This window comes from Sphingomonas sp. CROZ-RG-20F-R02-07, assembly GCF_022662335.1.
Lineage (GTDB): Bacteria > Pseudomonadota > Alphaproteobacteria > Sphingomonadales > Sphingomonadaceae > Sphingomonas.
The window spans coordinates 12,700-39,041 of record NZ_JAKNQJ010000011.1 but is presented as its reverse complement, the minus strand read 5'-3'; the positions used below and the strand labels follow the sequence as shown (position 1 = coordinate 39,041).

The following is a 26,342-nucleotide window of genomic DNA, read 5'->3' as shown; positions in this document are numbered from 1 at the left end:
GTTAGGCGAAATCATTGAACGTCCGATGAATTGGGCGTAGCGCCCGCGTCATGAACCGGGATCAGGCCGCCATGATCGAGGATCTCGCGCCTCGGCTGTCGCCCCGGTCGATCGTCACCGATCCGGACGCGATCGCACCCTGGCTGGTCGACTGGCGCAAGCGTTTCCGCGGTGCCGCGCCCGCCTTGCTCGCGCCGGAATCGACCGCGGAGGTGGCGGCGATCGTCGCGGCGGCGGCGCATCACGGCGTGGCGCTGGTGCCGCAGGGTGGCAACAGTTCGATGGTGGGCGGCGCGACCCCGCCTCCCGACGGATCGGCGCTGATCCTGTCGCTGCGGCGGATGAACCGCATCCGCCGCCTCGATCCGGCAAGCGGCCTGGCGGTGGCGGAAGCGGGCGTGATCCTGTCGGACCTGAACGATGCCGCGCTGGCGGCGGGGCGCCGTTTCCCGCTCACGCTCGGCGCGCGGGGAACCGCGACGATCGGTGGCCTCGTCTCGACCAATGCGGGCGGAACGCAGGTGCTGCGCTTCGGTACGATGCGCGGGTTGGTGGCCGGCGTGGAGGCGGTGCTGCCCGATGGATCGGTGCACGACGGGCTGGCGGCGCTGCGCAAGGACAATCGCGGCTATGACCTCACGCAGCTCCTGGTGGGGGCGGAGGGGACGCTGGGCATCGTCACCGCCGCCACGCTGCGGATCGTGCCCGCGGTCGCGGCGCGCGCCGTCGGTTGGGCTGGCGTCGCCAGTCCGCATGCCGCACTCGCCTTGCTGCGCCGGCTGGAGGCGCGGACCGACGCACTGGAAAGTTTCGAGTTGTTGCCCGAGGAATCGCTGCGCGCGGCGCTGGCGCATCTGTCGGCGCAGCCGCCGCTCGCGGGGCGCCATCCCTGGCACGTGCTGATCGAGGCGACCGCGGGCGAGGGGCAGGGCGATCCCGCCCAGCTGCTCGAGACGCTGCTGGGCGAGGCGCTGGAGGCCGGCAATGCCGCCGACGCGATCGTTGCGGCGAGCGAGGCGCAGGCGCAGGCCTTCTGGCGGCTGCGCGATTCGCTGTCGGATGCGGAGCGCGCGCAGGGGCCCGCCGTCCAGCACGACATTTCCGTACCGGTGGAGGCGATGCCCGATTTCATGATCGATGCCGCCAGCGCGTGCGATGCCCGTTTTCCCGGCACGCATGCCAGCGGCTTCGGTCACCTGGGCGACGGCAACGTGCACTTCCACGTCCGCGCGCCGGCCGGCGTCGATCCCGTCCGCTGGTATGCCGAGGATGCGCCGGGCATCACCCGCTTCGTGCACGATCTCGTCGTGGCGGCGGGCGGATCGATCTCCGCCGAACACGGCATCGGGCAGATGAAGCTGGGCGAACTCGCGCGGCTGTCGTCGCCGGCGCGGATGGCCGCGTTGCGCGCGGTGAAGGCCGCGTTCGATCCGCAGGGCCTCCTCAATCCGGGCAAGCTCGTCGCGCCCGTGCTTGCACGGGCCGCGCCTACGCCATAGAGCGCCCTCCCAATCGGCGGGAGCGAACACCGTCGGCAACCCGATTGGAGATCCCATGGCCAGCGCCGCTCAGCTTCCGCTTTTCTACAACGGCCTGGAGCCGCTTTCGAGCGAAACCCATGCCGACTGGCGCATCCGCGCCCAGCCGACCGCGCCCTTCCTGGTCGGCCAGCACGCGGTGCCGATCACGACCGACGAGTTCCAGCTCGTCCAGCGGCACATGCCGATCGTGTTCTCGGTGGGCGACGATGCCATCCCGCTCGCGCTGATGGGGCTGAACGAGGGCGTCAACGTCTTCGTCGACGACGAGGGCAAGCTGTCCGAGGAAAATCTCTACATCCCCGCCTATATCCGGCGCTATCCCTATATGCTCGCACGCCTGCGCCCCGATGCGCAGGAACTGTCGCTGTGCTTCGATCCGACCACCGACACGATCGGCGCGTTCGAGGACGGCCAGCCGCTGTTCGAGGATGGCCAGCCGAGCCAGGTGACCAAGGATATCCTCGCCTTCAACGAAACCTTCGAACAGGCCGGCGCGCGCACGCAGAACTTCATGAAGGAGCTGCGCGATCTGGATCTGCTGATGGAGGGCGAGGTGACGATCCAGCCCGACGGTGCGGCACAGCCCTTCCTCTATCGCGGGTTCCAGATGGTGAACGAGGAAAAGCTGATGGCGCTGCGCGGCGATCAGCTCCGCAAGATCACCCAGTCGGGGCTGCTGCCCCTCGTCTATGCGCATCTCTTCTCGCTGGCGCTGATGCGCGAGATCTTCGCGCGCCAGACGATGCTCGGCAAGCAGCCGCAGCCGCAACTGTCGTTCTGATGCGGCTTTCCTGAAAAAAGCGACAGGCCCCCATTTTCGGGTTGAACCCCGAAAAAGGGGGCCTATATCCCACTCGTACGGCGACGTGTCCCCCCCTTTCGCGCCGCCGTATGACGCGCTTTCAGCGTGTCTCCTCCCTGAACCTTGGCCGCCTCGCGCTTCATGCGCGGGGCGGTTTTTTTAAGTCCTACGATCTTTCGCGGTCCGCAAGCGCAGGGGGCTGAAGGGCGCGCTATTCCGCCGCCTGGGCGAGCGGCGCCAGGGCCTCGTCCTCCAGCGCGGCGATGATCCGGGCCAGCAGCGCGACGGTGGCCGGCAGACCGGGGCCGGGCTGGTCGAGTCGCGCGCCCAGATAGGACGACCGGTCGATCTCCAGTTGCACCGCATGGATGCCGTCCGCGGGCCGGCCGTGCATGTCGAGGATATGCGCGCCGGCATAGGGGCTGTTGAGAGCGGCGGGGATGTCGGCGTTCGCCGCCTCCGCCTCGATCCGGGCGACGAAGCGCGACGCCGCCGACCGGCCGAAGCGATCGCCGATGACGATCCGCGGGGGGCTCGCCCCGCCCAGCGGCGGCATCGAATGCACGTCGAGCAGCACCGCCACGCCGAACCGCGTGTGCGCCGCCGCCAGCGCCCGCGTGAGCGCGGCGTGATAGGGGCGGTGATCCTCCGCGATGCGCGCCGCGATCTCGGCTTCGGTGAACCGCCGGCGCCACAATTCCGCGGTGCCGCTCGCGCGGCGCGGCACCAGGCCCAGACCGCTGCGCAGCTTGGGCGAGGCGATCGGCAGCGCGGTCGGCCGCGCGCCCTCGTCCACGCGCGGATCGCGTTCGTCCTCGCTGCGGTTGAGATCGATCCAGGCGCGGGGTGCGGTCTGCACCAGCATCGTGCGCAACCCCCGCGCTGCGCTCGCGACCCGATCCACGAAGCGATCCTCCAGCGGCAACAGCGCCGCCAGGGGCACGCGCAACGCCGATCGCAACGCCTGCGGGTAATCGCGCCCGGCATGCGGCACGGACAGGATGACGGGGCTCGCAGGGGGCCAGGGGCCGAAATGCGCGAACGATGCCATCCGGCGTCAGGCTAGGCGCACGTGTGGGCCGCTGCAATGTCCCCGGGGCGCGTCCATGCGGCCTATCGCCCGACAAGTGCGCCCGATGCGCGTTTTCGAACAGACTTTTAACACCCTGCGCGGTATCGACCGGGCTTCATCCAAGGGGCGATCCATGTACCGAATCCTGCTGGCCGAGGACGACCAGGTCATGCGCGAATATCTGACGCGCGCGCTGGAGCGATCGGGCTATGCCGTTCGCGCGGTGGACCGCGGCACCGCGGCGATCCCGCTGCTCGAAGCCGAGACCTTCGACCTGCTGCTCACCGATATCGTGATGCCCGAGATGGACGGAATCGAACTGGCGCAGCGTGCGGGCGAGATGCGCCCGAACCTGCGCGTCATGTTCATCACCGGGTTCGCCGCGGTGACGCTGAAGGCGGGCCGCGCGATGCCCAACGCCCGCGTCCTCTCCAAACCCTTCCACCTGCGCGACCTCGTCATGGAGGTGGACCGGCTGTTCGAGCCCGGTTCGGCGACGAGCCGCAACTGAACCGCTTGCGCTGGCGGGAAACCCCCGCTAGACGCCGCTTCCTCACGGGCGTGTAGCTCAGTGGTAGAGCACTGTGTTGACATCGCAGGGGTCGCAAGTTCAATCCTTGCCACGCCCACCAAAAGCCCCGCCATCGCACTGGGATGGCGGGGCTTTTCCTTATCTGGCGATGCTTTGGGCCGGGCTGCGTGACCGCTACCGACGGCGCCTGCTGGGTCAGCCGGACTGCGAGGCCAGCGTCGGCAATTTCGCGCAGGCGTCCGCGATCGCTTTGCGTAGCGCGTTCAGGTAGCCGCGATTGTCCTCCGCGCCCGCCGCTTCGATCATCGGGTTGTAATCGGTGGGCACCACGCCTTGGCCATCCAGCACGGCGAACCAGCTCGCGTCGCGGAACAGGTCGTCGCTCGACAGCATGATCCGTCCCGATCGCCGGAACTGATCGATCCGGTAGGCGAGCGTCTCCGGGATCGGCATCGCGCGGCAATAGCGCCACAGCGGTTCGCCGCGCCCGGCAGTCTGCCGGTAATGCAGGATCAGGAAATCCCGGATATCGCGCATCTCCTGCGCGAGCACGCGGTCATATTGTTCGGCCAGCAGCGCATCGTCGCCGTTTCGTGGGAAGAGCGCGAGCAGCTTGGCGATGCCGCTCTGGATCAGGTGGATGCTGGTCGATTCGAGCGGCTCGAGGAACCCGCTCGACAGACCAATTGCCACGACATTCTTCACCCAGGCCCGGCGGCGGCGGCCGGGCGTGAAACGGATCAACCGCGGATCGGCGAGCGGCGGCGTGGGCAGCGCCGCCAGCAGCGAGGCCCGCGCGGCGTCCTCGTCCTGGAAACGGCTGGCGAAGACATAGCCGTTGCCGGTACGGTGCTGGAGCGGAATGCGCCAGCGCCATCCGGCCTCCGCTGCGGTCGCGCGGGTATAGGGGATCACCGCGGCCTCGGCCGCGCCGGGCGCCGCCCAGGCGCGGTCGCAGGGCAGCCATTGCGACCAGTCGTCATAACCGGCGCCCAGCGTCTCCTCGATCAGCAGCCCGCGAAAACCCGAGCAATCGATGAACAGGTCGCCGGCGATCCGCGCACCGGCCTCGGTCGTCAGCGCGGTGATGCAACCGGTTTCGGGATGCTGCTCGACCGTGGCGACCTTGCCCTCGATCCGCGTCACCCCGCGCGCCTCGGCGTGGCGGCGCAGGTAACGCGCGTAGAGACCGGCATCGAAATGATAGGCGTAACCCAGGGTCGACAGCAGCGAACGCGGATCGGCGACGGGCTTGGCGAAGCGGGCGGTCCGCGCCGCACGGGCGGTGAGCGACACGTCTTCGGTGGCGATGTCGAGCCCGTCCAGCCGCCCGCGGATCAGCCGGTGGAGGAACATCACGCCGTCGCCCGGCGGCCCGAAGGTGCCGAACGGGTGGAAATAGGCGCTGCCCGGGCCGTTCCAGCCGGCGAATTCGATGCCGAGCTTGTAGGTCGCCTTGGTCTCGCGGAGGAACTCCGCCTCGTCCAGCCCGACGATCTGGTTGAACCAGTGGATCGTCGGGATCGTCGCTTCGCCGACGCCCACGGTGCCGATCGCGTCGGACTCCACGAGCGTCACGCGGCGCCCCGATCCTTCGAGCGCGCGCACCAGCGCCGCGGCCGTCATCCATCCGGCGGTGCCGCCGCCCAGGATGACGACCTCGCGGACGCCGGCCGTGCTCACGTTCCCGGGCAATCCGCCGTGGGATCGGCGGCCGGCGCCCGCAGCGCGAGATAGACGGTGCTCCAGAGCTGCGCCGCGTTCGATTCGTCCGCATCCTGCCCACTCGCGCCGAACGGGGCGATGCGGTAGCGCCCGGCGTCGAACCGCCACGACCAGAGTTCGGAACTCTGAACGCTGCGCGTTGCCGCGATTGCGCGCCAGAGACAGGCCTGCGTGGTGCGCAGTGCGGTGCGCGTTTCCGGGGCGAGATCGTTGCGCGCGAGCTGACGCGCCAGCCCGGCGGCGGCAAGCGCCTGATGCCACGACCAGATCACCGTGCCGTGATAGGCGCCGGGCCCGAACTTCGCCTGGAGCGCCGGGTTTGCGAATACGGGGTTGGCGACGAGCAGCCCGGCGCCGGTGAGCAGCCCGGCGGGAAAGGGGCGCCCGAGCGTGGCGGCAGCGGTGTCGAGCGCGGCCGCATCGGGACGGCCGAACAGGAGCGCGAAACCTTCGTCCGAATGCTCGATCGGGATGGGCCGGCCGGCGGCGTCGAGCGCGATCGCGTTGAAACGGACGGGCTGCCCGTTCAGCGCGCGCAGTGCGTCCGCTGCGGGCACGCCGGCCTTGGCGGCATAGGCCGCAACCGCCTGCCGTGCCTGATCGGCGGGGATGGTCACCGCGAACATCGGGGCGGCCTGGGCGCGCCAGGCGGCGGCACGCGCGACCAGGCCGGCGAACGCCGGTCGGTCGGCGGGCGAGACATAGGGTGCGAGCAGCCCCGCCTCGTACAGCGCGGCCGCCGCATCGAGCGCCGCGGGGGCGAGGATCGCGTTGACGTCATAGGGATATCGGCCGCCGCCCAGGCCGTCGTTGCTGTCGCGCCATTCCCCCGCATCCATGCCGGGCTTGAGCCCGATCAGGTTGGCGGCGACGGGTGCCCCGGCAAACGCGGCGGTTCGCGTCGCGACGAAGCGCAGGTTGCGCACCAGCGCGGCCCCGGCGCCGGACTCTCGCAGGAACGCGGCCGCCCGCTGCCGTCCGCGCGGATCGTCGAGCAGCCATGCGCGCGCGACTGGCGCGAGGAGGAAGTCGCCGTCGATCATCCGGTAATCGTACACGGGCTTGGCCGAGGTGGGCTCGCCGCGCTTGCGGTGATCGAGAATGGCGAACTCGCCGATATCCTCTTCATGCGCGACCTGGCCCGTGGGCGACAGCCGCTCGAGAACGGAGCGCAGCCCCGTCTCGACTGCCGCCGGTTGCAGCGCGGGCATCAGCAGTCGGACCGACATCAGCGTGTCGCGACCGAAATAGGTGTCGAACCGCCAGGATCCCGCCAGGAACTTCTCGCGATAGCTGAGGAAGGCGAGCGCCCGGCGCGCGGCCGGATCGGCGTTGGCGGCGGGGCCGAGCAGATCGGCTTCGGCGAGGGGCGTCAGCGGCGGCTCGCCGGTGAGCGCGGTGATCTCCAGGCCGATACGGCCATCCGCCGCCGCTTCGATCGCACCGCCGACGATACGGCCATGCAGTATCTTGACGACGAGGCGATAGCCCGCCGCGCCATCGAGCCGGTCGCGCGACCAGCTGATCGTGTCCGCGCCCGTCATCGGATCGGTCAGCACTTCGGCGGGCGAGGTGCCGAGCGCCTGGTAATCGCGCAGCACGCGGATGCTGGAGAGCACCGCCTGTTTGGGGACGAGCCGGGCGGCGGCGATGTCGGCGCGGAACGTCACGCCGTTCAGCGGCCGGCCGCGCGCGTCGCGTTCGCTTACGGGCCGGGCGGGCGCGGGCATCGTCCAGGCGGGTGCACCGCGCACCCCGTCAAACCAGAGCCCCACGCCGCTGTTCCCCGCGGGAAAGGCGACGATCACACGCGGATGATCGCCGGACCGCAGCACGACATGCGCCGCGACATCGCCCGACCGGACGAAGCTGTTGAGGTTCAGCCCCTCCTGAAACGCGAACGGCGCGGCGGCCGGCACCGCGGCCGGTGCCACCACGCAGAGCAGGAGAGCCGACAATCCCCCGCAAACGATATGGGCGCGCATCGATTCTCCTCGGCGGACAGGGTCTGTCGACGGACGATGGCCGGGCTCGATCCGGCCACCGTCCGGGTTTTACAGCTTGATGGTCGCGCTGACGACCGCGTTGCGGCCATAGATCGCGCGACCGTAGAAATAGCCGCCGACGATCGACTGCGTCTGCCCCTGGCGCGGATTGCCCTCGGTAAAGCCCTTGGTGTCGGTCAGGTTGTCGACGCTGACGTTGATCCCGACGCGCGAGGTCAGGTTGAAATTCGCGCCGACCGAGAACACGCTGTAATCGGGCAGCGAGATGCCGTTGCCGGCATCGGCGAAGATCTTGCCGATATATTTCCACCGGCCATAGATCTCGCCCAACCCGTTCGGCAGGATGAACGATGGCGTCACCGTCAGCAGCTTCTTGGGCGTGCGCTCGGGCGTGTTGCCGTCATAGGTGCCGGCGATCGGCGCGTCGAACACCAGATTGGTGAGCTTCGGATCCTGATACACGCCGATCACGTTCAGGCTGAAGAACGACACCGGCTTGATGTCGGCATCGACCTGTACGCCGTTCGTCCGGCTGTTCGCCACCGCATTGGTCGAGATCGCGGGGTTGTTGGGATTGATGATCTGGTACGACAGATCGTTGATTTCGGTGCGGAAGCCGATCACCGAGGCGTTGAGCAGCGCCGAATTGTAGCGCACGCCGCCCTCGTACAGCGTGAGTGCGGTCGGCTTGTGAGTCCCGCCGGTGTCGCCGCCGTTCGTCTGGAAACCATAAGCACCGCGGACATAGACCGAGAAATGCCGCGTGAGCGTGTAGTTGATGCCGCCGGTATAGGCGAGCTTGTTGTAGCTGGCGGCCTGGTAGCTGTAGGTGCCGTCGAACGTGCTGCCGACGTCGCGCACGATACCCGGCGTTCCGACCGGCACCGCGGCGTTCACCAGTGCGGTGTTGCCGATGTGCACGCCGACATGCTCATGCTCGTAGCGCGCGCCGAAATCGATGTGCAGATTGTCGCCGACGCGAAGCTCGTCGTTGAAATAGCCCGCGATCGAGTTCACCTCGTCGTGGAACAGGCCCTGACCCCAATTGCCATAGTTGACCACGCCGTTGTTGGTCAGCGAGCCCAGCACTTGATTCTGGCCGTTCAGCGCGACCAGGTCGTAGACGTGCGAGTTGTTCGTCACGTCGTTGATGACGGTCGCGGTCGCGGACTGGTCGTTGTTGCGGCGGACGTTGTAGTACATGCCGCCGACGGTCAGCGAGTTGTTGATCGCGCCGCTCGTCACATCCCATTTGCCGCCAAAATTGGCGCCGAAATCCTTGGTCGAGAGATATTGGTGATTGAGCACGGTCTGCTGGAGCAGGCCGTTGCCGTTCAGCCCGTTGAGCGTTCCGGTCGCGCTCGCCGGGATCACGGCCCCGGTGCGGATGTCGCGCAGGCCATATTGCGTCGCGCTTGGGAAGACCGCCGCCGCCGCCGAGAAATAGGGCACGCCGCCGACCGACACCGACGCCAGCGGCGAGGTGTTGGGATTGAGATAGTTGACCGCCGATGTCAGCCCTGCCGTGCCGGCACCCGATCCGGGGAAGATGCCGTTGAAATCATAGGAGCCGTCGAGATAGCGCAGGTGCGCGAACAGGCTGACCGCCTGCGACACCGGCTTGTCGATGTCGATCCGATAGGTGTTCGCCTTTACCTTGATGCCCAGATTGGAGCTGAAGGTGCGGAGCGCGTTTCCGGTGGCAGGGCTGTCGGGCACGAGAAATTGCGAGAAGTAACGGCCGCCGACGTCGCCCGTCTTCAGGTCCAGTCCGCGGATGCTGTTGATGTCGCCGTTGCTGCCCACCTGGAACGGCATGTCGGCATAATAAGGATTGCTCTGGTCGATGCGCTTGTAGGTCAGTCGGATCGTACCGCCGTCATCGAACTTCTTTTCGAGAATCGCCTTGAAGTTGTAGCCGTTGAACGAGAACGGCGTGCTGCGAACGCCCTTTTGCGACTGGATGTACCCGCCCACGCTGAACGCCAGGCTGTCGGTGATCGGCGCGGAGAAATAGCCGTCGGCGCGCAGGTCGCCATAGGTCGCGCCGGTGAAGCGGGCCGAGGCAACCGCCTTGTCGTAGCTGGGTTTCAGCGAGATGAAGTTGATCGTCGCGCCGGCGCCGTTGGGGGCGAGCACGCCCGACGTGCCGCCCTCGACCGCTTCGAGACGGGCGGTCGTGATGTCCTGCTGGAAGTAGAAGTCCGCGCCGCCGCCGCCGTAGAGGATCGGCATGCCGTCCTCCTCGAGCGTGATGAAGGTCTGCGCGCCGCCGCGCAGGCCGCGGACCGAATAATTGTTCGAGATCGGACCCGCGGTCGCCTCGACGAAGATGCCCGGCACCAGTTCGAGCGTCTCCGCGGTCGAGCGTGGCGCCTTGCGCAGGATGTCCGCAGCGGTGGCGAGCGTGACGTTGGACGAGCTGTCGAACAGCGTGCGCTTGCCCGAGGTGTTGCCGGTGACGATGATGTCGTTCTGCGGCGACGCGTCGTCGGTGGCCGAGGACGTCGCGGGCTGGGTGGCGTTCACCTCGCCGGCGCCCTGCTGCCCGGCCGGATCGACGGGCGTGGTCTGCGCGAACGCCGCGGTGCCGACGAGTGCGCCGCCCAGCAGCAGCGATGCCTTGAGCGCGGCGGTCATGCGGCGCACCGGCGCTGCAGCCTCGGCCCGTGCCACGCAAAGATCGTGTAATTTCCTCATCGTCGTCCTCCCTTTGGCGTGTCTCTACAGCACGGTTGATCGCGCAATATCGATTTGTGAAACCGATTTCAATACGCCTCGCAGGCGCTGCTTGCCGGTGCGGAGAGCGATCCGTAGAACATGCGTCATGGAACTTCCGCAAACGCCGCCACGGCCAGGGAAAACGCCGGCCGGCGAGGCACTGACGATGGACGATATCGCGCGCCTGGCGAACGTCTCCAAGCCGACCGTTTCGCGCGTGCTGAACGACAGCCCGCTCGTTTCCGCCAAGACGCGCGATCACGTGCTGCAGATCGCGCGTGCCAATGGCTATGCGGTCAACCGCAATGCGCAGCGGCTTCGTCAGGCGCGGGCGCATTCGATCGCAGTGGTGCTCGATTTCGGATCGCATCGGTCGGGCGCGATCGGCGATCCGTTCGTGTTCGAACTGCTGGCGGGCATATCGGAGGCGCTGTCGGTCCGGCGGCAGGACCTGCTGCTGTCTCCGCCGGGTTTGGTGGAGGTGGCCGATTTCGTGGACCTGTACCGCTCGCGCGCGGCCGATGGCTTCATCCTCCTCGGGCAGGGCGCGCGCGGCGCGCTGCTGCGCGATCTCGCGCGGGCGGCGATTCCCTTCGTGGTCTGGGGCGCGGTGGAGCCGAACACCCCCTATTGCGCGGTCGGCAGCGACAATCTGCTGGGCGGCCGCCTCGCCGGAGAGCGGTTTCGCGCGATGGGCAAGCGGCGCTGGCTATTCGTCGGCAACACCGACCATCCGGAAATCGCCCTGCGCGCGGCGGGGTTGCGCGCGGCGGCGGAGGGTGCCGACGGCATCGTCATCGACGAGCTGCGGCTCGATTCGATGGCCTATTCGCTCACCTACGAACGCGCCGTGCATCACATCGCCCATCATCCCCGGCCGGACGCGGTGTTCACCTTTTCGGACACCGCGGCGATGGCGGTCATCAGCGCGTTCCGCGAGGCCGGCCACCTGACCCCCGACGATTACGCGCTGGTGGGCTATAACAATATTCCCCCGTCCGCGCATTTCACCCCGGCGATCACCACGATCGAGCAGCAGACCGACATCGCCGGTGCGATCCTGGTGGAAAAGCTGATGCAGATGGTCGATCGCGCGACGGCCCGATCGGCGGTGCTGCCGACCCGGATGATCGTCCGCGAGACCTGAACGTCCGGGGCGCGCGATCGTCCGCGACTGATCCGATCAGCGGGCCGGCCGGCCGCGCACGAAGAAGTTGGCGGTCAGCCGGCCGTCGCGCGGGTTGGCGCTGAATCGCATGTCCGCCGGGATGATACCCGAATGAAGCAGGCTGCCGCGATAGACGACCAGGCGATTGGGCACCGCCTCCACGAACCCGATCTGTTCGAACCACGCGTTCGAGCCGGCGACATAGCCCTGCGCCGCTTCCGCATCCTGCGCCGCCCTCGCGACGAATTGCGCGACGTTGCTCGCCGACACGCGTTCGATCCCGGTGGCGCGCTGTCGGTAGAAGCCCGTACCCGACCCCTCCGTGCCACCGACATAGTGGAGCAATGCCAGATAATCCGGATCGACCGAATCGAAATGCGGGGATCGCTGCATCGGGATCAGGCTGTCCGGCGGCGCCGTCACCAGCGAGAAGCTCGCGTCGAGCAGGTCGAACCCGTTCAGGCCGAAGGCGGCGTTGATCGCTGGCACGACGGTGCGCAGGGTGCGCTGCGCATAAGCGACGGCATCGCGGTCGCCGGGCGTGATCGTGCGGCGCAAGCCCGGATAGGCGACCCCGCGCGCCGGCGGAAACGGCGCGAGCGCGGCGGCGGTCTCCACCACCGCCGGGATCGACTCGTCCACTCCGTCGAGCACGAGCACGCCATGGCCGCCCGTGCCGATGGCGTGCTGCGTCGCCTGGACCATGCTTGCCGCTCTCCCTCGTTCGTGCATGTCTTTACAGAGGCGCGGACGGCCCGCCTATTCGCCGCCTGCCGCGCGTTGCTGCGCGGCGCGTTCCGTCAGCGTCTTCAGCGTTTCGTCGAACCGGCCTTCGCGTTCGGCCTGGCGCAGGAACTGGACCTCGTCGACCAGGATCTCGCGCGGGGTCGGCTGCTGCGCGAACTGCGCCGCGACCGCGTCGGCAAAGGCCTGCAGCGGCATATAGCCGGGGCGTCGCGCCTGACCCGGCGTCAGGTCCGTCTGAACGCCGGGCGGCGCCACCTCGATCACCTCCACCTTGCCCGCGAGTTGCGTGCGCAAGGACACGGTATAGGAATGCACCGCCGCCTTGCTGGCCGAATAGGTCGGCGCGGCAACCAGCGGGACATGGGCGAGGCCCGAGGTGACGGTGACGATCGCGGCGTCGGGCTGCTGCGTCAGATGACCGATCAGCGCGTCGGTCAGCCGGATCGGCCCCAGGATGTTGATCGCCAGCGTCGCCTCGGCGTCGGCGAGATCGCGGGGCGCGGTCAGGTCTTCGAACTTCATGATGCCGGCATTGTTGAACAGCACGTTGAGCGCCGGGAAATCGGCGATGATCTGCTTCGCGAACGCCGTGACGGCCGCGGCATCCTCGACGTCCAGGGTGACCGGGTGGATGCGATCGCGCCCCGCCGCCGCGCGATCGAGTGCATCCCGGCGGCGCCCGGCGATGATGACGGTGTCGCCCCGATCATGGAAGCGGTGGGCGAGGGCTTCGCCGATGCCGCTGCCGCCGCCCGTCATCAGGATGGTGTTGCCGCTGGTCTTCATGGGATGTGCTCCAGACTGGAAGAGGATCGTCCGCGTCAATGATCGCGGCGCCGGATCGTTCATCGGCGCGGACGTTCACGCCGTGGCGCGTCGACCCGGCAGGCGGAACCGTCGGCGCGGGGCGCGAACCGGCGCGGGGGCGAGCGCGGGCTGGAACAGGCGCACGATCAGGTCGCCGGGCGCCGGCGCGTCGTCGTGCTCGGGGCTGAACAGCGAAAAGGCGCCGGTGGCGCTGACCAGCGCGACGGGCCAACTCGGCTCCCGCGATGCCTTGATCGGCACGCCCTCCGCAACCGGCTCGACGACGAAGGCCGCGCCCTCCTGCATCAGGTCCGACAGTCGCTGGTGGCCCAGATCGGCGTCGACCGCGATCTTGCCGCGCCATTCGCGCGAGGCGGCGTTGCGGCCGGAGCTTTCGTCCGGTGCGGTCTGATAGACGCGCTCGCGGCCGAACTCGCTGGCGAAACGGGTGCAGACCAGTCCGTTATACGCGTCGTCGGGCGTGGCCGCGAGCAGATGCTCGTAGTCGCGCAGATCGACCACCTCCTCGCCAAGCACCGACAGCACCTCGACCCGCATCGTCTGCAGCCCCGCCAGCCGCGCGGCCTTGAGCGCGAGGGCGGAGCGGTCGAGCATCAGCACGGGAACGCCCGCGCCGCGCAACGCCTCGCCGAGCGCCACCGTGAAGGCGGAGGCGCCGACGATCAGCAGCCCGCTGCGCCCGCCCGAGGCGAGGCCCAGGCGGCGTGCCAGCGGCGCGAGCGTGAGGCCGTGCAGCACCACCGTCGATGCGATCACCGCGAAGACGAGCGGCAGCACCAGTCGGGCATCGGGATAGCCGGCATTGGCCAGTCTTTCCCCCGCGACGCCCGCGATCGCGGCGGCGACCACGCCGCGCGGCCCGATCCAGCCGACCAGCAGCCGTTCGGCCCAGGTCACCTTCGCCCCGATCGTCGCAAGACCGATCGCCAGCGGCCGCGCGACGAACAGGATCGCCAGCGTCGTCGCCGCGATCGGCCAGCTCAGCATCGTCACGGTCTGCCGGTCGATATTGGCGGTCAGCAGGATGAACAGGCCGGAGACGAGGAAGACGGTGAGCGATTCCTTGAAGCGGCGCAGTTCCTGCAGGCCGGTGACGTCGATATTGGCCAGCACCACGCCGAACAGCGTCGCGCCGACCAGGCCCGTCTCGGGCTGCACCGCTTCGCCGGCCGCGTACACGCCGAGCGCGCCGGCCAGCAGGATCGGCGTTTTCAGATATTCCGGCGCCAGGTCGCGGCGGAACAGCGTGCGGATGCCGAACGGCACGATCAGCCCCAGGGTCGCCGCCACGCCACCGCCCACCAGCGTGCGCCACGTCAGCCGCAGCAGCGCGTCCCCCGTGCTCATCGTCGTCGACAGCGTCAGGAAGCTCAGCACCAGCAGCGTGACGGTGGCGCCGATCGGATCGTTCACGATCGCCTCCCATTTCAGGAAGGACGCCGGCCTAGGTTCGAGCTTGGCCTGCCGCAGCAGCGGCATGATGACGGTCGGTCCGGTGACGACGAGGATGGCACCCACCAGGATCGCCACGGGCCAGCTCAGCCCCGCGACGAAATGCGTCGCGAGTGTCCCGAACACCCAGTTGAGCGGCAACGCGACCGCAACCAGGCGGAGGACGCCCGATCCGGCCGAGCGAAGCTCGCGCAAATTGAGGTTCAGCCCGCCTTCGAAGACGATGATCGCCACCGCCATGCCGATCGCCGGGCGCATGACCTCGCCCAATGCCACGGATGGCTTCACCACGCCCGCGATCGGACCCGCGATCGCACCGATCACCAAGAGCGGGATGATCGCCGGCAGCCTCAGCCGCCAGCCGAGCCACTGGCCGAACACGCCGGCGACCGCCACGCCGACGATCAGGAGCAGGATCGTGTCTTCCATGCGGGGCGGCCTTCAGATTCGCGTGCGGCAACAAGGCCATGGCCGATGGCTGTAGCGGTTCACCCGGTCGGCGCCAGCCGCGCGATCCTGTTTCCACGGTTATCGCGTGGCGTATCCGATCCTTCGCGCGGCAGATGCGCGCGCACGGCATCGTTGAAATGTTCGGCCGCCACGCCGATCAGCGTTCCCGCGAGCACGTCACCGACATAATGCGTGCCCCGCGGCACCTGGGCGGCGGCGACGGCCATGGCCGCGGTCCGTGCGGCCATGGCATGCTGGGGATAGCTTCGCGCAAAGGCTTGCGCGACGGCGATCGCGCCCGCGCTGTGGCCGGAGGGGAACGCCGTTTCCTCATGATCGTCGCTGTCGCCGGTTCGGACGGCGGGATCGTCGCCGCTGTCGGGCCGGGTGCGGTCGATCACGGCCTTGACGCCGCTCTTGCCCCAGGTGGCCATGGTGTGTGCGGCCAGCATCTTCACGCCGGTCCTGAAAAGACGGCCATCGCGCCGGATGGCGCCGGCCGTCATGGTGGCGGCGCAGATCAGCCGCATCTGCGGTTGGTCGCCGATGTCACTGACCGCACCGATCACGCGCATCGGCCACGTGTCCCGCTGACGGTTCAAGCGATCGGAAATTTCGCCGTCCGCCTGCGCGAGCCGGGAGAGCAACTGTGTTGGTGTCATCTGGCAGGAACCGCCGAGGCGGCGCGTTGGGTCCCTGCATGATCGCGCGATGTCAGGCCGATGGCCGACCAGCATATGCCGGCTCCGATCGGCGCGACGCTCCTGTCGACAGTGGCTAATCGATCGGGGCGATGCCCGCCTCCGCGAGAATTTCCGGTGCACGGGTGCCGAGTTCGAATTGGCAACGCCGTCCCTGGCCCGGCATCGTCTTCATGCGTTCCAGTCCTGCGACCGGGAGGGTCGAGCACGGCACCGCGGGCAGATAGATCGCTCGACCGCACCAGGCGCATTCATTCGAGCCCAGCGCGCTGGGCTCCGTCGCCCATGGAAGATGCACGTCCTCTCCGACCCCGGCGTCCAACAGATGCATCAAGCGTCCCTCCCTTTATGAAAGGGCAACAGCGAGACGGCCATTTCCGTTCCGCCGAATGCGACTGGACCGTCCGTCATGTGGCCGCCCTGCAAGGCGACCTGGCGCTTTCAGGCGACCGGCGAACGGGCGTGTACGTGCCCTAACCGGCAACGCGATCGCAAAGAAGCGGGGCGGCATCGCTGCCGCCCCGGTCGATCAATAGCCGCGATCATTGTGCTTGGCGCGGTAGATGTGCCGGCTCGCGCGGTTCTCGCGCTGCTGGATACGGGCCCGATCGTAGCGCGTGAGGCGCCCACCGTCGCGATAGCGCATATGCGCTTCCTGCCGGTCGATCGAACGCTGCTGATGTTCGACGCGCGCGGCCTCGCGCGGGGTCAGCGTTCCGTTGCGGATGCCGCGATCGATGCGGTGCTGCTGGTCATAGTGACGTTGATCGACCGACTGGGCCTGTGCGGCGCCCGTCATCAGACCAAGTCCCAGCATCGCGGCGGCAACTCGAGTGGCAATCTTCATGTCGTCTCTCCTTAGAAGGAACGTGATAGGGCCGCGAGGCTGAACGCGCCGGGAACGCGGCTTGCAGCATCGGTTCACGCGGTGAAGCGTGATCCTGCGTTCGCCCATCGCCTTGCAGCCATTCCCCATACGAGATTGACCGCAGCCGCAATGCTTTGCATCCTGCGCGAAGGGAGATCGGTTTATGATCGCAATGGCGTTCGTTCTTTCGATGGCGGCGGCTCCGCCATCCGCCGAGGCCGCGACCAAGGCCGCGATCGCGCGCGTGCGGCGGGTCGATCCGGCGATCCACGCCGTGATCGCGCTCGATCCGACCGCCATCGCCCAAGCGCGTGCGCTCGATCGGAGCCGGGCGGCGCGGGGTGCGCTGTTCGGGATGCCCATCCTCATCAAGGACAATATCGAAACGACGGGGCCGCTTCCCACCACCGCCGGCAGCATGGCGCTGCTCGGCAACGTCACCGGCCGCGACGCGCCGCTGGTGGCGCGCCTTCGCGCCTCGGGCGCGGTGATCCTGGGGAAGACCAATCTGTCGGAATGGGCGAACATGCGCTCGTCGGCATCCATCTCGGGTTGGAGCGCGGTCGGCGGCCAGACGCGCAATCCCCATGCGCTCGATCGCGATCCCTGCGGATCATCATCGGGCAGCGGCGCGGCGGTGGCGGCGGGGCTCACCGACGCCGCGATCGGCACCGAAACGGACGGATCGATCACCTGTCCGGCCTCGGTGAACGGCATCGTCGGCCTCAAGCCCACGGTCGGCCTCGTCAGCCGCACGCATGTCGTGCCGATCAGCCACAGCCAGGATACGCCGGGCCCGATGACGAAGGACGTGCGCACCGCCGCGCTGGTGCTGCAGGCGATCGCCGGCACCGACCCGGCCGACGGGGCGACCGCCGAGGCCGATGCGCATCGCGGCGACTATGCCGCCGCGCTCAGGCCCGATGCGTTGAAGGGGGTGCGGATCGGCGTGATGCGGTTCGTGGGACCATGGTCCCCGGCGGTCGAGGCGGTGTTCGCACGCGCGCTCGATGTCCTGCGTGCCCAGGGCGCGACGCTGGTCGACGTCGCCGCACCCAAGGATCGCGAACGGATCGGACCCGCCGAACTCGCGGTGCTGCTGACCGAACTGAAGGTCGATCTGAACGCCTATCTCGCGACCACGCCCGCGACCGTCCCGTCGCGCACCCTGGCCGATCTGATCGCGTTCAACCGCGCCAACCCGCGCGAACTGGCGTTGTTCGGGCAGGACAGTTTCGAAAAGGCGCAGGCGACCAAGGGGCTGAGCGACCCCGCCTACCGCGCGGCACGCGCGCTGTCGCTGCGGCTCGCGGGGCGCGACGGGATCGACGCGCTGCTCGCTGCCAACGGCGTGACCGCGCTCATGGCGCCGACGATGCCGCCCGCCTGGAAGATCGACGTGGTGAATGGCGATCAAGTCGCCGGCAGCGGCCCCGCCGATCTCGCCGCGGTGGCGGGCTATCCGCACCTGACGGTGCCGATGGGTGCGGTGCGCGGGTTGCCGATCGGCCTGTCGTTCGTCGGCCCGGCGTGGAGCGAGGCGCGGCTGCTCGGCTATGGCTATGCCTATGAACAGGCGTCGGGCGCGCGTCTCGCGCCGACCTTCGCCCCGTCGGTAGAAGGCGACGCGGCGACGGCGCCGTTGCTGGCACCGCTCCACCCCGCCACGCCAACCCCTGTCTCCGTTCGGTGAGCGTCGTCTAAGCCACGATCGGGAGCTGCGGGACCGAATGGCGTTCGTGGTTCCATGCGGCCGCCGCGCGATAACAGTATGCACATGGCAGCGAACGCCCTAGACGATCCCCTCCCCGGGGGGCCGCTGACGCGCGGCTGAGAGGTGGGCAGCAGCCCATGACCCGCTGAACCTGATCCGGGTGATACCGGCGTAGGGAGGGTTGGCGGTCTCTTCCGTTGTCCCTCCATGTGGAGTGGACGTGAGACGATGACGGTTATGGCTTGGCGTGATAACGGCGCGACGGTCCTCCGGGGCGGGGCGCTCGCGCTGATGCTGGGTGCGCCGATGGCGTTGCCCATGGTGGCATCGGCGCAGCAGGTCGCTGCCGCCGACCCCGTGCCGGTGGACATCCGGGTGATCGGGCGCCGCGATCCGGAGGACCTGCTGCCCGACCAGACCGAGCCCAAGGCGGTCAGCGCGATCTCCACGGCGTTCATCGCCAAACAGGCGCCGACGCTCAACGCCTTCCAACTGGTAAACCTGCTGCCGGGAGCGAACGTGTCGTCGAGCGATCCCTATGGTCTCTCGACCAGTTCGAGCCTCACCCTGCGCGGGTTGGGCCAGGACGAGATCGGCGTGCTGCTGGAAGGCGCGCCGCAGAACGACATCGGCTATTATTACGCCTATCCCGCGCAGTTCGCCGATGCCGAGAACGTGAAGCGGATCGCGCTCGCGCAAGGCGCGGTCGACATCGATGCCCCGACCATCGGTGGCGCAGGCGGGCTGTTGTCGCTGTCGCTCGACGATCCGCAGGCACGGGCCGGCGGTCTGCTCGACGTCTCGGCCGGATCGTACGCCGCCGCGCGGATATTCGCCCGGATCGATACCGGGACGATCGGGCGAACCGGCCTGCGCGGCTTCGTCTCCTATTCGTACACGCGCGCGGACAATTGGCGTGGCGCGGGGTACGACGTCCGCCAGCATGTCGATGCCAAGCTGCTGGACGAATGGGGCGACGGCAACCGCGCCAGCCTGGCATTGTCGTTCAACGCGGCCAATTCCTCGACCTATCCCAGCCCCACGCTCGCGGACTGGCAGGCGTCTGGCCGCGGCTTCAACTACGACGCGCGCTACACCGCGGGCGATACGAATTACTGGCGGCTCTACCGTGCGCCGTTCCGCAATTTCTACGCCTCCGCGCCGGTGCACCTGACGCTCGGCGACGCCATCGCGCTCGACAGCACGACCTACCTGCAGCTCGGCTATGGCAATTCGCCTTATGGGACGCAGTTGAGCACGACCGGCAATTTCCTCGGCAACGAGGCGCTGGCCCAGCCGATCGCCTTGCCCGGCGCGGTGGACGGGGTGGCGACCGTGCTGGGCAACTATACCGGCGATCAGCTTCGTACCGGCAACGTCAGCAAGCTGACGCTGACCGCGGGCGCGCACCGCATCACCGCTGGGCTGTGGTTCGATTACGGCACCGACCGGGTGATCCAGTCCTACACGCCGATCAACGCCGACGGAAACCCGATCGACCCATGGGGTCACGAGGCGAACGCGATCCGCACCGCCGACGGCCGTCTGCTCGCCTATGAGAACGAGCGCACGGTGACCGTAACCAAGGCGTTCTTCCTGGCCGATCATGTGACGCTCACGCCGCGGCTGTCGGTGGATGTCGGGTTCAAGGGCGTCGACGTCCTGCGGGACGGTCGCAACGATCTGCCCGGCCCGCAGACGAGGGTTCGTCTCGACAGCTTCGCGGCGCTGCCGCGGGCGGCGGTCCATTACGATCTCGACGATCGTCAGCAGATCTTCGCCAACCTCACGACCAATTTCCGCACGCCGAACGAGTTCACGCTGTTCGACAGCTATGAGGGTGGCGCGCTGAGCGATGCGGGCACGACCGTGGTGAAGAACGAATATGCGATCTCGCAGGAACTCGGCTATCGCTATATCGGGCCGAGCCTGTCCGCGTCGGTGACCGGGTTTCATTATGATTTCCGCAACCGGCAATTGGCCACGATCGTCGATGTCGGTGGCGCTCAGGTCAGTTCGACGCTGAACGCCGGATCGCAGCGATCCTACGGCGTCGATGCCGAGATCGACTATCGCCCGGCGCGGAGCGTCAGCGTTTATCTGTCGGGCGAGTATCTTCATGCGCGGCTGGGCGACGATCTGCCGGTCGGCGGGGACCTTTTGCCCACGCGCGGCAAGCATGCGGTGTCCAGCCCGACGTTCCAGTTCGGCAGCGGCGGGACCTATGACGACGGACGCCTCTTCGGCAGCTTCGCGCTGAAATATGTCGGCCGCCAATATGCGACGTTTATGAACGACGAGAGCATCAAGGGCTATGCCACGCTCGACCTGTCCGTCGGCCTGCACCTGGCCGACTGGATCGACGGGAAGCGCACCGACCTGCGCATCAATGCGATCAACGTGACCGATCCGCGCGTGCTGTCGGGCGTCCAGGCGGTCACCACCAACGCGCATGATGCCACCGGCCGGGGCGGCACGGTGATCGCTGGTTCGGCACCCGCCTATTATATCGGAAGCGGGGCGGCCGTGATGGCGACGTTGTCGCGCGGATTCTGAGCGTGACCGGCCACCGGGTTCACGGCATGGGCACCGAGATGACCGCCCCGACCTGGCCGGCGATCACCGCCGACGAGGCGGCGGCGACGCTCGCGCACTTCCCGGCGGCGGGGAGGCTGACCGGGGTCCATTGGCATTCTCCGCGGCCCTTTTCCGCTGCGGCGTTGGTCCACGCCACGCACGGCGCGTTCGTGCTGAAGCGCCATCATCGCGGCGTGCGCTCGCCGCAGGGGCTGGCGGAGGAACATGCGTTCGTCGCGCACCTGGGACGTGGCATCTCGGTGCCCGGTCTGATGACGGCTACGGATGGGACGACGGCCATCGCGCTGGGCGAGTGGACCTACGAGTTGCACCGCCAGGCGCCGGGCGCCGACCTGTACCGCGACCGGCTGTCATGGACGCCGTTCCTGTCGCACGCGCATGCTGGCGCAGCCGGCATGGCGCTTGCGCGGCTGCATCGGGCTTCGCAAGGGTTCGATGCGCCGGCACGCCGCAGCCAGCCCCTCGTCGCCAGTTTCACCATCCTGCCCGCCGCCGACCCGATGGCGGCGGCGGAGGCCTATGTCGCATCGCGGCCGGCGCTGGCTGCATTTCTGTCGAAGCGGCCGTGGCGGCGGCAACTGGCGGCGCTGATCGCGCCATCGGGAGACAGGCTGGCGTCGCGTCTGGCGGCCGAACGACCGCTGTGGACGCACAACGACTTCCATCCCTCCAACCTGTTGTGGAGGGCGGACGGAGCGGTCGAGACGGTGTTCGACTTCGGTCTGGCGGACCGGACCTGCGCCATCCACGATCTGGCGATCGCGATCGAACGCACCGCCATCGCCTGGCTCAGGCTGGGGCAGGGCGACGACGACGACATCGCCGATCCCGGCGCGGCGCTCGCGCTGCTGGCCGGCTATGCGACGATCGTGCCGCTGAGCCGCCGCGAACGTGAGACGCTCATCGGCTTGCTGCCTCTGGTGCATGTCGAATTTGCGCTGTCCGAGATCGACTATTTCGCCGGTGTCGCGTCGGATGGGGCTTCCGCCGCGCTCGCCTGGGACGGATATCTGCTCGGTCACGCCGCATGGTTCCGGTCGCCGCCAGGGCGAGACTTCCTGCTGCGGATCGGGCAGGGCGCCTGATGTCGGCGCTGGAAATCGCCGCCGTCGCCACCAGCTTCCTGGCGATCTGGCTCACCGCGCGGCGTCGGATGCTGTGCTGGCCGATCAACCTCGTTGCTTGCGCGTTGTACTTTGAGCTGTTCCTCGACGTGCGCCTGTATGCCGATATGATGCTGCAGGTGATGTTCGGTGCCGGCATCCTCTATGGCTGGATCAACTGGGCACGCGGAAAGCAGCAAGCGGGAACGGTCGTCGTCGTTCCGCTGCGCGCCGCGCCGGCCGGGGCGGGGCTGGTGGCCGGTGCGCTCGGGGCGGTCGCGATCGGATGGTTCACCAGCAACCACACCGACGCGGCCCTGCCATGGCTGGACGCGACGCTCAGCAGCTTCAGTCTCGTCGCGCAATGGTGGACCGCGCGGCGCCATCGCGAGAGCTGGCTGCTGTGGATCGCGGTGGATGCGATCTATGTCGGGCTGTTCGCGTTCAAGGGGCTGATGCTGACCGCGGGGCTCTACGCCGCGCTCATCGTGCTTGCGGTCCTGGGTTTTGCGGGCTGGCGCCGGAGACGCGTGGACGTTTGCGACGAAGCCTGACGCCTATGGGGTCGTTGCGTCCCACCCGATGGCCGGTGTGCGCGTATCGGCTCCTCCAAGGTCAGCGGAGGAGCCGATCGCCGTCCATCACGCCGTCGCGCCGCCGTCGATGTTGAGCGTGGTGCCCGTGATATAGCTCGCATCGGGCCCGGCCAGGAACGAGACCGCGCCCGCGATCTCCTCGACCTTGCCGTAGCGGCCGAGGGGGATGAACCCGATCATCTGCTGCGCGAACGCGCCGTCGGCGGGATTCAGGTCGGTGTCGATCGGTCCCGGTTGCACGGTGTTGACCAGGATATTGCGCGATGCGAGATCCTTCGCCCAGCCGCGTGCCAGCGCCGCCACCGCTGCCTTGGTGGCGCTGTAGACCGCGGTCGCCGGGAAGGCGAGCTCGCCCGATATGCTGCCGATCAGGATGATCCGCGCGCCGTCTCCCAGGTGCGGCAACGCCGCACGCGTGCCCACGTGCAGGCCCTTCACGTTCACGCCGAACTGGTGATCGAAGGTCTCGTCGCTATCCTCGGCGACGGCGGAGAATTCGGCCACGCCGGCATTGTGGACCAGGATGTCGATCGCGCCCAGCGCCGCTGCGGCCTGTTCGACGCCCGCGCGCTGCGACGCAGGATCGGCGGCATCGGCCTGGAACGCGAAGCCGGTGCCTCCGGCGCTCTCGATCGCCGCCACGGTCGCATCGGCCGCGGCCTTGTTGCCCGCATAGGTGATCGCGACGGCCGCGCCATCGGCCGCCAGCCGCTTGGCGATCGCCGCGCCGATGCCGCGCGAGCCTCCGGTGACGAGTGCCTTCTTGCCCTGAAGTGACATGTGAAATCTCCGCAATGTCGCCCGCGATCACGCCATCGTGCGCTGCCGGCAGGCAGGGAGATAGGGCATGATCCAAACGGTTCAACATTCCCGAACTATTAAACTTGTCGGATCTTCCTATATCCAGGGCATGCCCCGATTTTCCCATCCCAGGCTGGAGGACGTGCCGCTCGATCTGGCGCTCCACGCACTGGCCGATCCCAATCGGCTGAGCATGGTCGCACGCCTGGCGGTGACGGAGCGGCTGAGTTGCACGGATGCGGCACCGTGCGAGTCGATCCCGAAAAGCACGCTGTCGAACCATCTGAAATTGCTGCGCGCTGCGGGGCTGATCGAGACGAACCAGGCCGGGCGCGAGATGATCAACACGCTCCGCCGCGCCGATTTCGATCGCCGCTTTCCAGGCTTGCTCGACGCGGTACTGGCCAATCAGCCGAGGTGAGGCGTCTTACGGGTCATTTCATGGGGATCGGCTTCCCCATCACCATGACATAGGCGACGTGAGTCACCGCGTTCGGATCGACCAGCGGGTCGCCATCGACCGCGATCAGGTCGGCGCTCTTGCCGGGGGTGAGCGTTCCGGTTTCGGTCGATAGCCCCATCAGGTCGGCGCCGCCCTTCGTCGCGGCGATCAGCGCATCGCGCGGGGTCATGCCGCCCTTCGCAACCATGAGCCCGATCTCCTGCGCATTCTGGCCATGGGGAAACACGCCTGCGTCGGTGCCGAGCGCGATCTTGATGCCGCCCTTGTAGGCGCGGTTCAGGCCGACGCCCCAGGCCTCGAACGCCTGCCGGGCCTTCTTCTCGCTCGAAGGCTGCAACAGACCCTTGCCGATCATGCCCACCGCCCCGCGAAAGGCCAGCAATGTTGCGACATAATAGGTGCCGTGCGCCTTCATGTCCGCAATGCCCTGCGCATCGACGAAGGTGCCGTGCTCGACGGAATCGACCCCGGCCCGCACCGCCGCATCGATCCCCTTCGCGCCGTGAGCATGGGCGGCGACCTTCAGGTGAAGCGCGTGCGCGGTGTCGATGATGGCCTTCATCTCGGCATCGGAGAAATGCTGTTCGAGGCCGATGTCGCCGGGATCGAGCACGCCGCCCGTCGCCATGAACTTGATGAGGTCGACGCCTTCGGCCGCGAGCCGCCGAACCGCCTTGCTGCATTCCTCGGTCCCCGTGCAGACGGTGAACATCTCCGGCGTGGCGGCGATCGCATCGCGCAGTTCCGGCGACAGCCCGACCGCGGGATCGGCATGCCCGCCGATCATCGAGAGCGGCTGGCCCGATACTTCGATCCGCGGCCCGGGCACGCTGCCATCGCGCACCGCATCGCGAACCGCGATGGCGGAGGTTCCGCTCGATCCGACATCGCGGACCGTCGTGAAGCCCGCGCGTGCGGTGATGAGCGCGTTCTTGACGCCGGTGATCGCCGCATAGCTCTGGGAATATTTGGGCCGGAGCGTCTCGTACCAGGGAAGGTTCGCGTCGCTGGTCAGATGGACGTGGACGTCGATCAATCCGGGCATCACCGTCTTGGTGCGCATGTCGACGACGGTCGCGCCGGCGGGCGCGGTCGCACCATCTTCGATTCCCGTGATACGCCCGTCGGTGACGATGACGGTCGAGGGGCCGCGCTCGGGCGCAGCGGCATCCACGATCAGCCGGCCCGCTTGGATCGCGAAGGTATCCGCATGCGCCGCGGACGCGACGAGCGCCATGGCGGTAGCAGCGGCGGTCGTGATTTTCAGCATGCGTATCTCTCCTCTGCTGCCATCGTATATGCGGCAGTGGACGGGTTTCGATCCGGCGTTGCAAGCCCCTAAATATCGGAAGAAGCTAGGGTCGATCGGGCGGATCGGTTGCCCCAAGGCAACCGCCGACCACGCCTCTCACCACATTGGCTCTTCCTTCTCTATCCATGATAGCGCTAACTTCGTTGATGCCCGAGACGCGGATGAGCAGCGCCGGGATGGGAGAGAGATGATGTGGAAGAACGTATCGAACGGACTCGCCGGGCTATGGTTATTGGCTGGATTGGCATGTGCGTTCGCCGTGCCGGTGCAGGCGCAGGATGACCGCATGGCGTCCATTCCGATGCCCGCGCAGGCGCGCGCGATCGAACTCGGCACGGGCAAGCTGCCCGGCGCAACGGCGCCCGAGGCTTGGTACACGCAATATGGCAGCCGGTTCGCGCGCAACGTCGTCGTGGCGACGCTGACGCCCTATCTGCCCAACCCGGCCAAGGCGACGGGCGCGGCGGTGATCGTGGCGCCCGGCGGCGGGTTCCGGACGCTGTCGATGGAGAATGAGGGGACCGACGTCGCGCAAGCGCTTGCGGCGCATGGTGTCGCCGCCTTCGTGCTCAAATATCGGCTGAACCAGACGCCGGCGGACATGCCCGGCTTCGAACGGTCGATGCGCGAGATGTTCTCCGGCGCGGCGCGGCCGCCGCAGCCGAACCGGCCGAGCCTGGGCGCGGACCTCGGGCCCCAGCTCGCCGACGCCCGCGCGGCCTTCGCGCTGGTGCGCCGCCGTGCCATGGAATGGCATGTCGATCCGACGAAGATCGGCATGATCGGCTTTTCGGCGGGCGCAATGCTGACGCTGACCACCGAACTCTCGGGCGGCGACGCGAAGCCGGCCTTTCTCGGCGTGATCTACGGCCCGCTCGCCCCCGTGACCGTCCCGTCCGACGCGCCGCCGATGTTCGTCGCGCTGGCGGCCGACGATCCCTTTTTCGGTGGCGGCGGATACGGCCTGATCGATAGCTGGCGCGCGGCGAAGAAGCCGGTCGAGTTCCACCTGTTCGAACAGGGCGGTCACGGCTTCGGCATGTATCACAAGACGACCACCAGCACCGGCTGGTTCGACGAGTTCACGCGCTGGCTGACCATGCACGGCTGGGCCAGGTCGGAGCAGTGAGGCACGGCGTGGG

General features: G+C 68.2%; 22 protein-coding genes, 1 tRNA gene and 1 riboswitch. Of the genes, 11 read left to right on the top strand and 12 right to left on the bottom strand.

Annotated features, from left to right (window positions below):
• The first annotated feature begins 50 nt into the window (after nt 1-50).
• On the top strand, nt 51-1,499 hold the full coding sequence (locus L8H00_RS14620; protein ID WP_242098040.1) for an FAD-binding oxidoreductase: 1,449 nt from the start codon (nt 51-53) through the stop codon (nt 1,497-1,499).
• Between the two features lie 55 nt (nt 1,500-1,554).
• Nucleotides 1,555-2,322 (top strand): SapC family protein, encoded by a 768-nt coding sequence (locus L8H00_RS14615; RefSeq protein ID WP_242098039.1) that lies wholly within the window; start codon nt 1,555-1,557, stop codon nt 2,320-2,322.
• A gap of 232 nt (nt 2,323-2,554) precedes the next feature.
• Here L8H00_RS14615 and L8H00_RS14610 read toward each other — a convergent pair whose 3' ends face one another.
• Nucleotides 2,555-3,394, bottom strand: a complete 840-nt coding sequence (locus L8H00_RS14610) for an N-formylglutamate amidohydrolase (protein WP_242098038.1) — start codon at nt 3,392-3,394, stop codon at nt 2,555-2,557.
• Nucleotides 3,395-3,548: 154 nt separating this feature from the next.
• Here L8H00_RS14610 and L8H00_RS14605 point away from each other — a divergent pair, with 154 nt between their 5' ends.
• Together L8H00_RS14605 and L8H00_RS14600 are read left to right on the top strand one after the other, a co-directional pair.
• On the top strand, nt 3,549-3,926 hold the full coding sequence (locus L8H00_RS14605) for a response regulator (protein WP_242098037.1): 378 nt from the start codon (nt 3,549-3,551) through the stop codon (nt 3,924-3,926).
• A 46-nt stretch (nt 3,927-3,972) separates the two neighbouring features.
• Nucleotides 3,973-4,047 (top strand) — tRNA-Val (locus L8H00_RS14600).
• A gap of 95 nt (nt 4,048-4,142) precedes the next feature.
• Here the strand turns inward: L8H00_RS14600 and L8H00_RS14595 are convergent.
• The 3 genes from L8H00_RS14595 to L8H00_RS14585 all read right to left on the bottom strand — a co-directional run bounded on the left by L8H00_RS14595 (nt 4,143) and on the right by L8H00_RS14585 (nt 10,354).
• On the bottom strand, nt 4,143-5,630 hold the full coding sequence (locus tag L8H00_RS14595) for a tryptophan halogenase family protein (protein ID WP_242098036.1): 1,488 nt from the start codon (nt 5,628-5,630) through the stop codon (nt 4,143-4,145).
• Nucleotides 5,627-7,657, bottom strand: coding sequence for a hypothetical protein (locus L8H00_RS14590; protein WP_242098035.1), 2,031 nt, complete (start codon nt 7,655-7,657; stop codon nt 5,627-5,629). The genes L8H00_RS14595 and L8H00_RS14590 overlap by 4 nt, the downstream gene beginning before the upstream one ends.
• A gap of 69 nt (nt 7,658-7,726) precedes the next feature.
• Nucleotides 7,727-10,354 carry a TonB-dependent receptor gene (locus L8H00_RS14585; RefSeq protein WP_242098034.1) on the bottom strand — a complete coding sequence of 876 codons (2,628 nt, stop codon included), beginning with the start codon at nt 10,352-10,354 and terminating at the stop codon, nt 7,727-7,729.
• A gap of 211 nt (nt 10,355-10,565) precedes the next feature.
• Between L8H00_RS14585 and L8H00_RS14580 the strand changes: the two genes are divergently transcribed.
• The gene (locus L8H00_RS14580; RefSeq protein WP_242098033.1) at nt 10,566-11,546 is read left to right on the top strand and encodes a LacI family DNA-binding transcriptional regulator; all 981 of its coding nucleotides are present in this window, start codon (nt 10,566-10,568) and stop codon (nt 11,544-11,546) included.
• A 36-nt stretch (nt 11,547-11,582) separates the two neighbouring features.
• Here L8H00_RS14580 and L8H00_RS14575 read toward each other — a convergent pair whose 3' ends face one another.
• The 6 genes from L8H00_RS14575 to L8H00_RS14550 all read right to left on the bottom strand — a co-directional run bounded on the left by L8H00_RS14575 (nt 11,583) and on the right by L8H00_RS14550 (nt 16,592).
• Nucleotides 11,583-12,272 (bottom strand): DUF6445 family protein, encoded by a 690-nt coding sequence (locus L8H00_RS14575; protein ID WP_242098032.1) that lies wholly within the window; start codon nt 12,270-12,272, stop codon nt 11,583-11,585.
• 54 nt (nt 12,273-12,326) lie between these two features.
• Nucleotides 12,327-13,100, bottom strand: coding sequence for an SDR family oxidoreductase (locus L8H00_RS14570; protein WP_242098031.1), 774 nt, complete (start codon nt 13,098-13,100; stop codon nt 12,327-12,329).
• Between the two features lie 75 nt (nt 13,101-13,175).
• Complete coding sequence (locus L8H00_RS14565; RefSeq protein ID WP_242098030.1) at nt 13,176-15,023, bottom strand: sodium:proton antiporter; 1,848 nt, start codon at nt 15,021-15,023, stop codon at nt 13,176-13,178.
• A 59-nt stretch (nt 15,024-15,082) separates the two neighbouring features.
• On the bottom strand, nt 15,083-15,619 hold the full coding sequence (locus L8H00_RS14560; RefSeq protein WP_242098029.1) for a phosphatase PAP2 family protein: 537 nt from the start codon (nt 15,617-15,619) through the stop codon (nt 15,083-15,085).
• Between the two features lie 202 nt (nt 15,620-15,821).
• Complete coding sequence (locus L8H00_RS14555; RefSeq protein ID WP_242098028.1) at nt 15,822-16,079, bottom strand: hypothetical protein; 258 nt, start codon at nt 16,077-16,079, stop codon at nt 15,822-15,824.
• Between the two features lie 195 nt (nt 16,080-16,274).
• Entirely contained in the window at nt 16,275-16,592 is a 318-nt protein-coding gene (locus L8H00_RS14550; RefSeq protein WP_242098027.1) for a hypothetical protein, read from the bottom strand.
• 184 nt (nt 16,593-16,776) lie between these two features.
• Between L8H00_RS14550 and L8H00_RS14545 the strand changes: the two genes are divergently transcribed.
• From L8H00_RS14545 to pnuC, 4 genes are all read left to right on the top strand, one after another.
• The gene (locus L8H00_RS14545; protein WP_242098026.1) at nt 16,777-18,306 is read left to right on the top strand and encodes an amidase; all 1,530 of its coding nucleotides are present in this window, start codon (nt 16,777-16,779) and stop codon (nt 18,304-18,306) included.
• A 106-nt stretch (nt 18,307-18,412) separates the two neighbouring features.
• Nucleotides 18,413-18,522, top strand: a riboswitch (TPP riboswitch).
• 111 nt (nt 18,523-18,633) lie between these two features.
• On the top strand, nt 18,634-20,883 hold the full coding sequence (locus L8H00_RS14540) for a TonB-dependent receptor (RefSeq protein ID WP_242098102.1): 2,250 nt from the start codon (nt 18,634-18,636) through the stop codon (nt 20,881-20,883).
• 26 nt (nt 20,884-20,909) lie between these two features.
• Nucleotides 20,910-22,010 carry a phosphotransferase gene (locus tag L8H00_RS14535; RefSeq protein WP_242098101.1) on the top strand — a complete coding sequence of 367 codons (1,101 nt, stop codon included), beginning with the start codon at nt 20,910-20,912 and terminating at the stop codon, nt 22,008-22,010.
• Nucleotides 22,010-22,582, top strand: a complete 573-nt coding sequence (gene pnuC, locus L8H00_RS14530; RefSeq protein WP_242098025.1) for a nicotinamide riboside transporter PnuC — start codon at nt 22,010-22,012, stop codon at nt 22,580-22,582. The genes L8H00_RS14535 and pnuC overlap by 1 nt, the downstream gene beginning before the upstream one ends.
• Before the next feature lie 87 nt (nt 22,583-22,669).
• Here pnuC and L8H00_RS14525 read toward each other — a convergent pair whose 3' ends face one another.
• On the bottom strand, nt 22,670-23,404 hold the full coding sequence (locus L8H00_RS14525) for an SDR family oxidoreductase (protein WP_242098024.1): 735 nt from the start codon (nt 23,402-23,404) through the stop codon (nt 22,670-22,672).
• Between the two features lie 130 nt (nt 23,405-23,534).
• Between L8H00_RS14525 and L8H00_RS14520 the strand changes: the two genes are divergently transcribed.
• The gene (locus L8H00_RS14520; RefSeq protein ID WP_242098023.1) at nt 23,535-23,846 is read left to right on the top strand and encodes a helix-turn-helix domain-containing protein; all 312 of its coding nucleotides are present in this window, start codon (nt 23,535-23,537) and stop codon (nt 23,844-23,846) included.
• Nucleotides 23,847-23,859: 13 nt separating this feature from the next.
• Here the strand turns inward: L8H00_RS14520 and L8H00_RS14515 are convergent, their stop codons facing one another.
• On the bottom strand, nt 23,860-25,158 hold the full coding sequence (locus L8H00_RS14515; RefSeq protein WP_242098022.1) for an amidohydrolase family protein: 1,299 nt from the start codon (nt 25,156-25,158) through the stop codon (nt 23,860-23,862).
• 229 nt (nt 25,159-25,387) lie between these two features.
• Between L8H00_RS14515 and L8H00_RS14510 the strand changes: the two genes are divergently transcribed.
• On the top strand, nt 25,388-26,329 hold the full coding sequence (locus L8H00_RS14510) for an alpha/beta hydrolase (protein ID WP_242098021.1): 942 nt from the start codon (nt 25,388-25,390) through the stop codon (nt 26,327-26,329).
• Nucleotides 26,330-26,342: the final 13 nt, after the last annotated feature.

Bases quoted from the DNA above. Each gene is read 5' to 3' on its own strand.
- L8H00_RS14570 (WP_242098031.1), bottom strand. From the start codon at position 13,100: ATGAAGACCAGCGGCAACACCATCCTGATGACGGGCGGCGGCAGCGGC.
- L8H00_RS14525 (WP_242098024.1), bottom strand. From the start codon at position 23,404: ATGTCACTTCAGGGCAAGAAGGCACTCGTCACCGGAGGCTCGCGCGGC.
- L8H00_RS14520 (WP_242098023.1), top strand. From the start codon at position 23,535: ATGCCCCGATTTTCCCATCCCAGGCTGGAGGACGTGCCGCTCGATCTG.
- L8H00_RS14560 (WP_242098029.1), bottom strand. From the start codon at position 15,619: ATGCGCGTGATCGGTGCGGTCAGTGACATCGGCGACCAACCGCAGATG.
- pnuC (WP_242098025.1), top strand. From the start codon at position 22,010: ATGTCGGCGCTGGAAATCGCCGCCGTCGCCACCAGCTTCCTGGCGATC.
- L8H00_RS14545 (WP_242098026.1), top strand. From the start codon at position 16,777: ATGATCGCAATGGCGTTCGTTCTTTCGATGGCGGCGGCTCCGCCATCC.
- L8H00_RS14575 (WP_242098032.1), bottom strand. From the start codon at position 12,272: ATGGTCCAGGCGACGCAGCACGCCATCGGCACGGGCGGCCATGGCGTG.
- L8H00_RS14510 (WP_242098021.1), top strand. From the start codon at position 25,388: ATGATGTGGAAGAACGTATCGAACGGACTCGCCGGGCTATGGTTATTG.
- L8H00_RS14590 (WP_242098035.1), bottom strand. From the start codon at position 7,657: ATGCGCGCCCATATCGTTTGCGGGGGATTGTCGGCTCTCCTGCTCTGC.
- L8H00_RS14550 (WP_242098027.1), bottom strand. From the start codon at position 16,592: ATGAAGATTGCCACTCGAGTTGCCGCCGCGATGCTGGGACTTGGTCTG.
- L8H00_RS14610 (WP_242098038.1), bottom strand. From the start codon at position 3,394: ATGGCATCGTTCGCGCATTTCGGCCCCTGGCCCCCTGCGAGCCCCGTC.
- L8H00_RS14615 (WP_242098039.1), top strand. From the start codon at position 1,555: ATGGCCAGCGCCGCTCAGCTTCCGCTTTTCTACAACGGCCTGGAGCCG.
- L8H00_RS14605 (WP_242098037.1), top strand. From the start codon at position 3,549: ATGTACCGAATCCTGCTGGCCGAGGACGACCAGGTCATGCGCGAATAT.
- L8H00_RS14540 (WP_242098102.1), top strand. From the start codon at position 18,634: ATGGCGTTGCCCATGGTGGCATCGGCGCAGCAGGTCGCTGCCGCCGAC.
- L8H00_RS14620 (WP_242098040.1), top strand. From the start codon at position 51: ATGAACCGGGATCAGGCCGCCATGATCGAGGATCTCGCGCCTCGGCTG.
- L8H00_RS14565 (WP_242098030.1), bottom strand. From the start codon at position 15,023: ATGGAAGACACGATCCTGCTCCTGATCGTCGGCGTGGCGGTCGCCGGC.
- L8H00_RS14515 (WP_242098022.1), bottom strand. From the start codon at position 25,158: ATGCTGAAAATCACGACCGCCGCTGCTACCGCCATGGCGCTCGTCGCG.
- L8H00_RS14580 (WP_242098033.1), top strand. From the start codon at position 10,566: ATGGACGATATCGCGCGCCTGGCGAACGTCTCCAAGCCGACCGTTTCG.
- L8H00_RS14535 (WP_242098101.1), top strand. From the start codon at position 20,910: ATGGGCACCGAGATGACCGCCCCGACCTGGCCGGCGATCACCGCCGAC.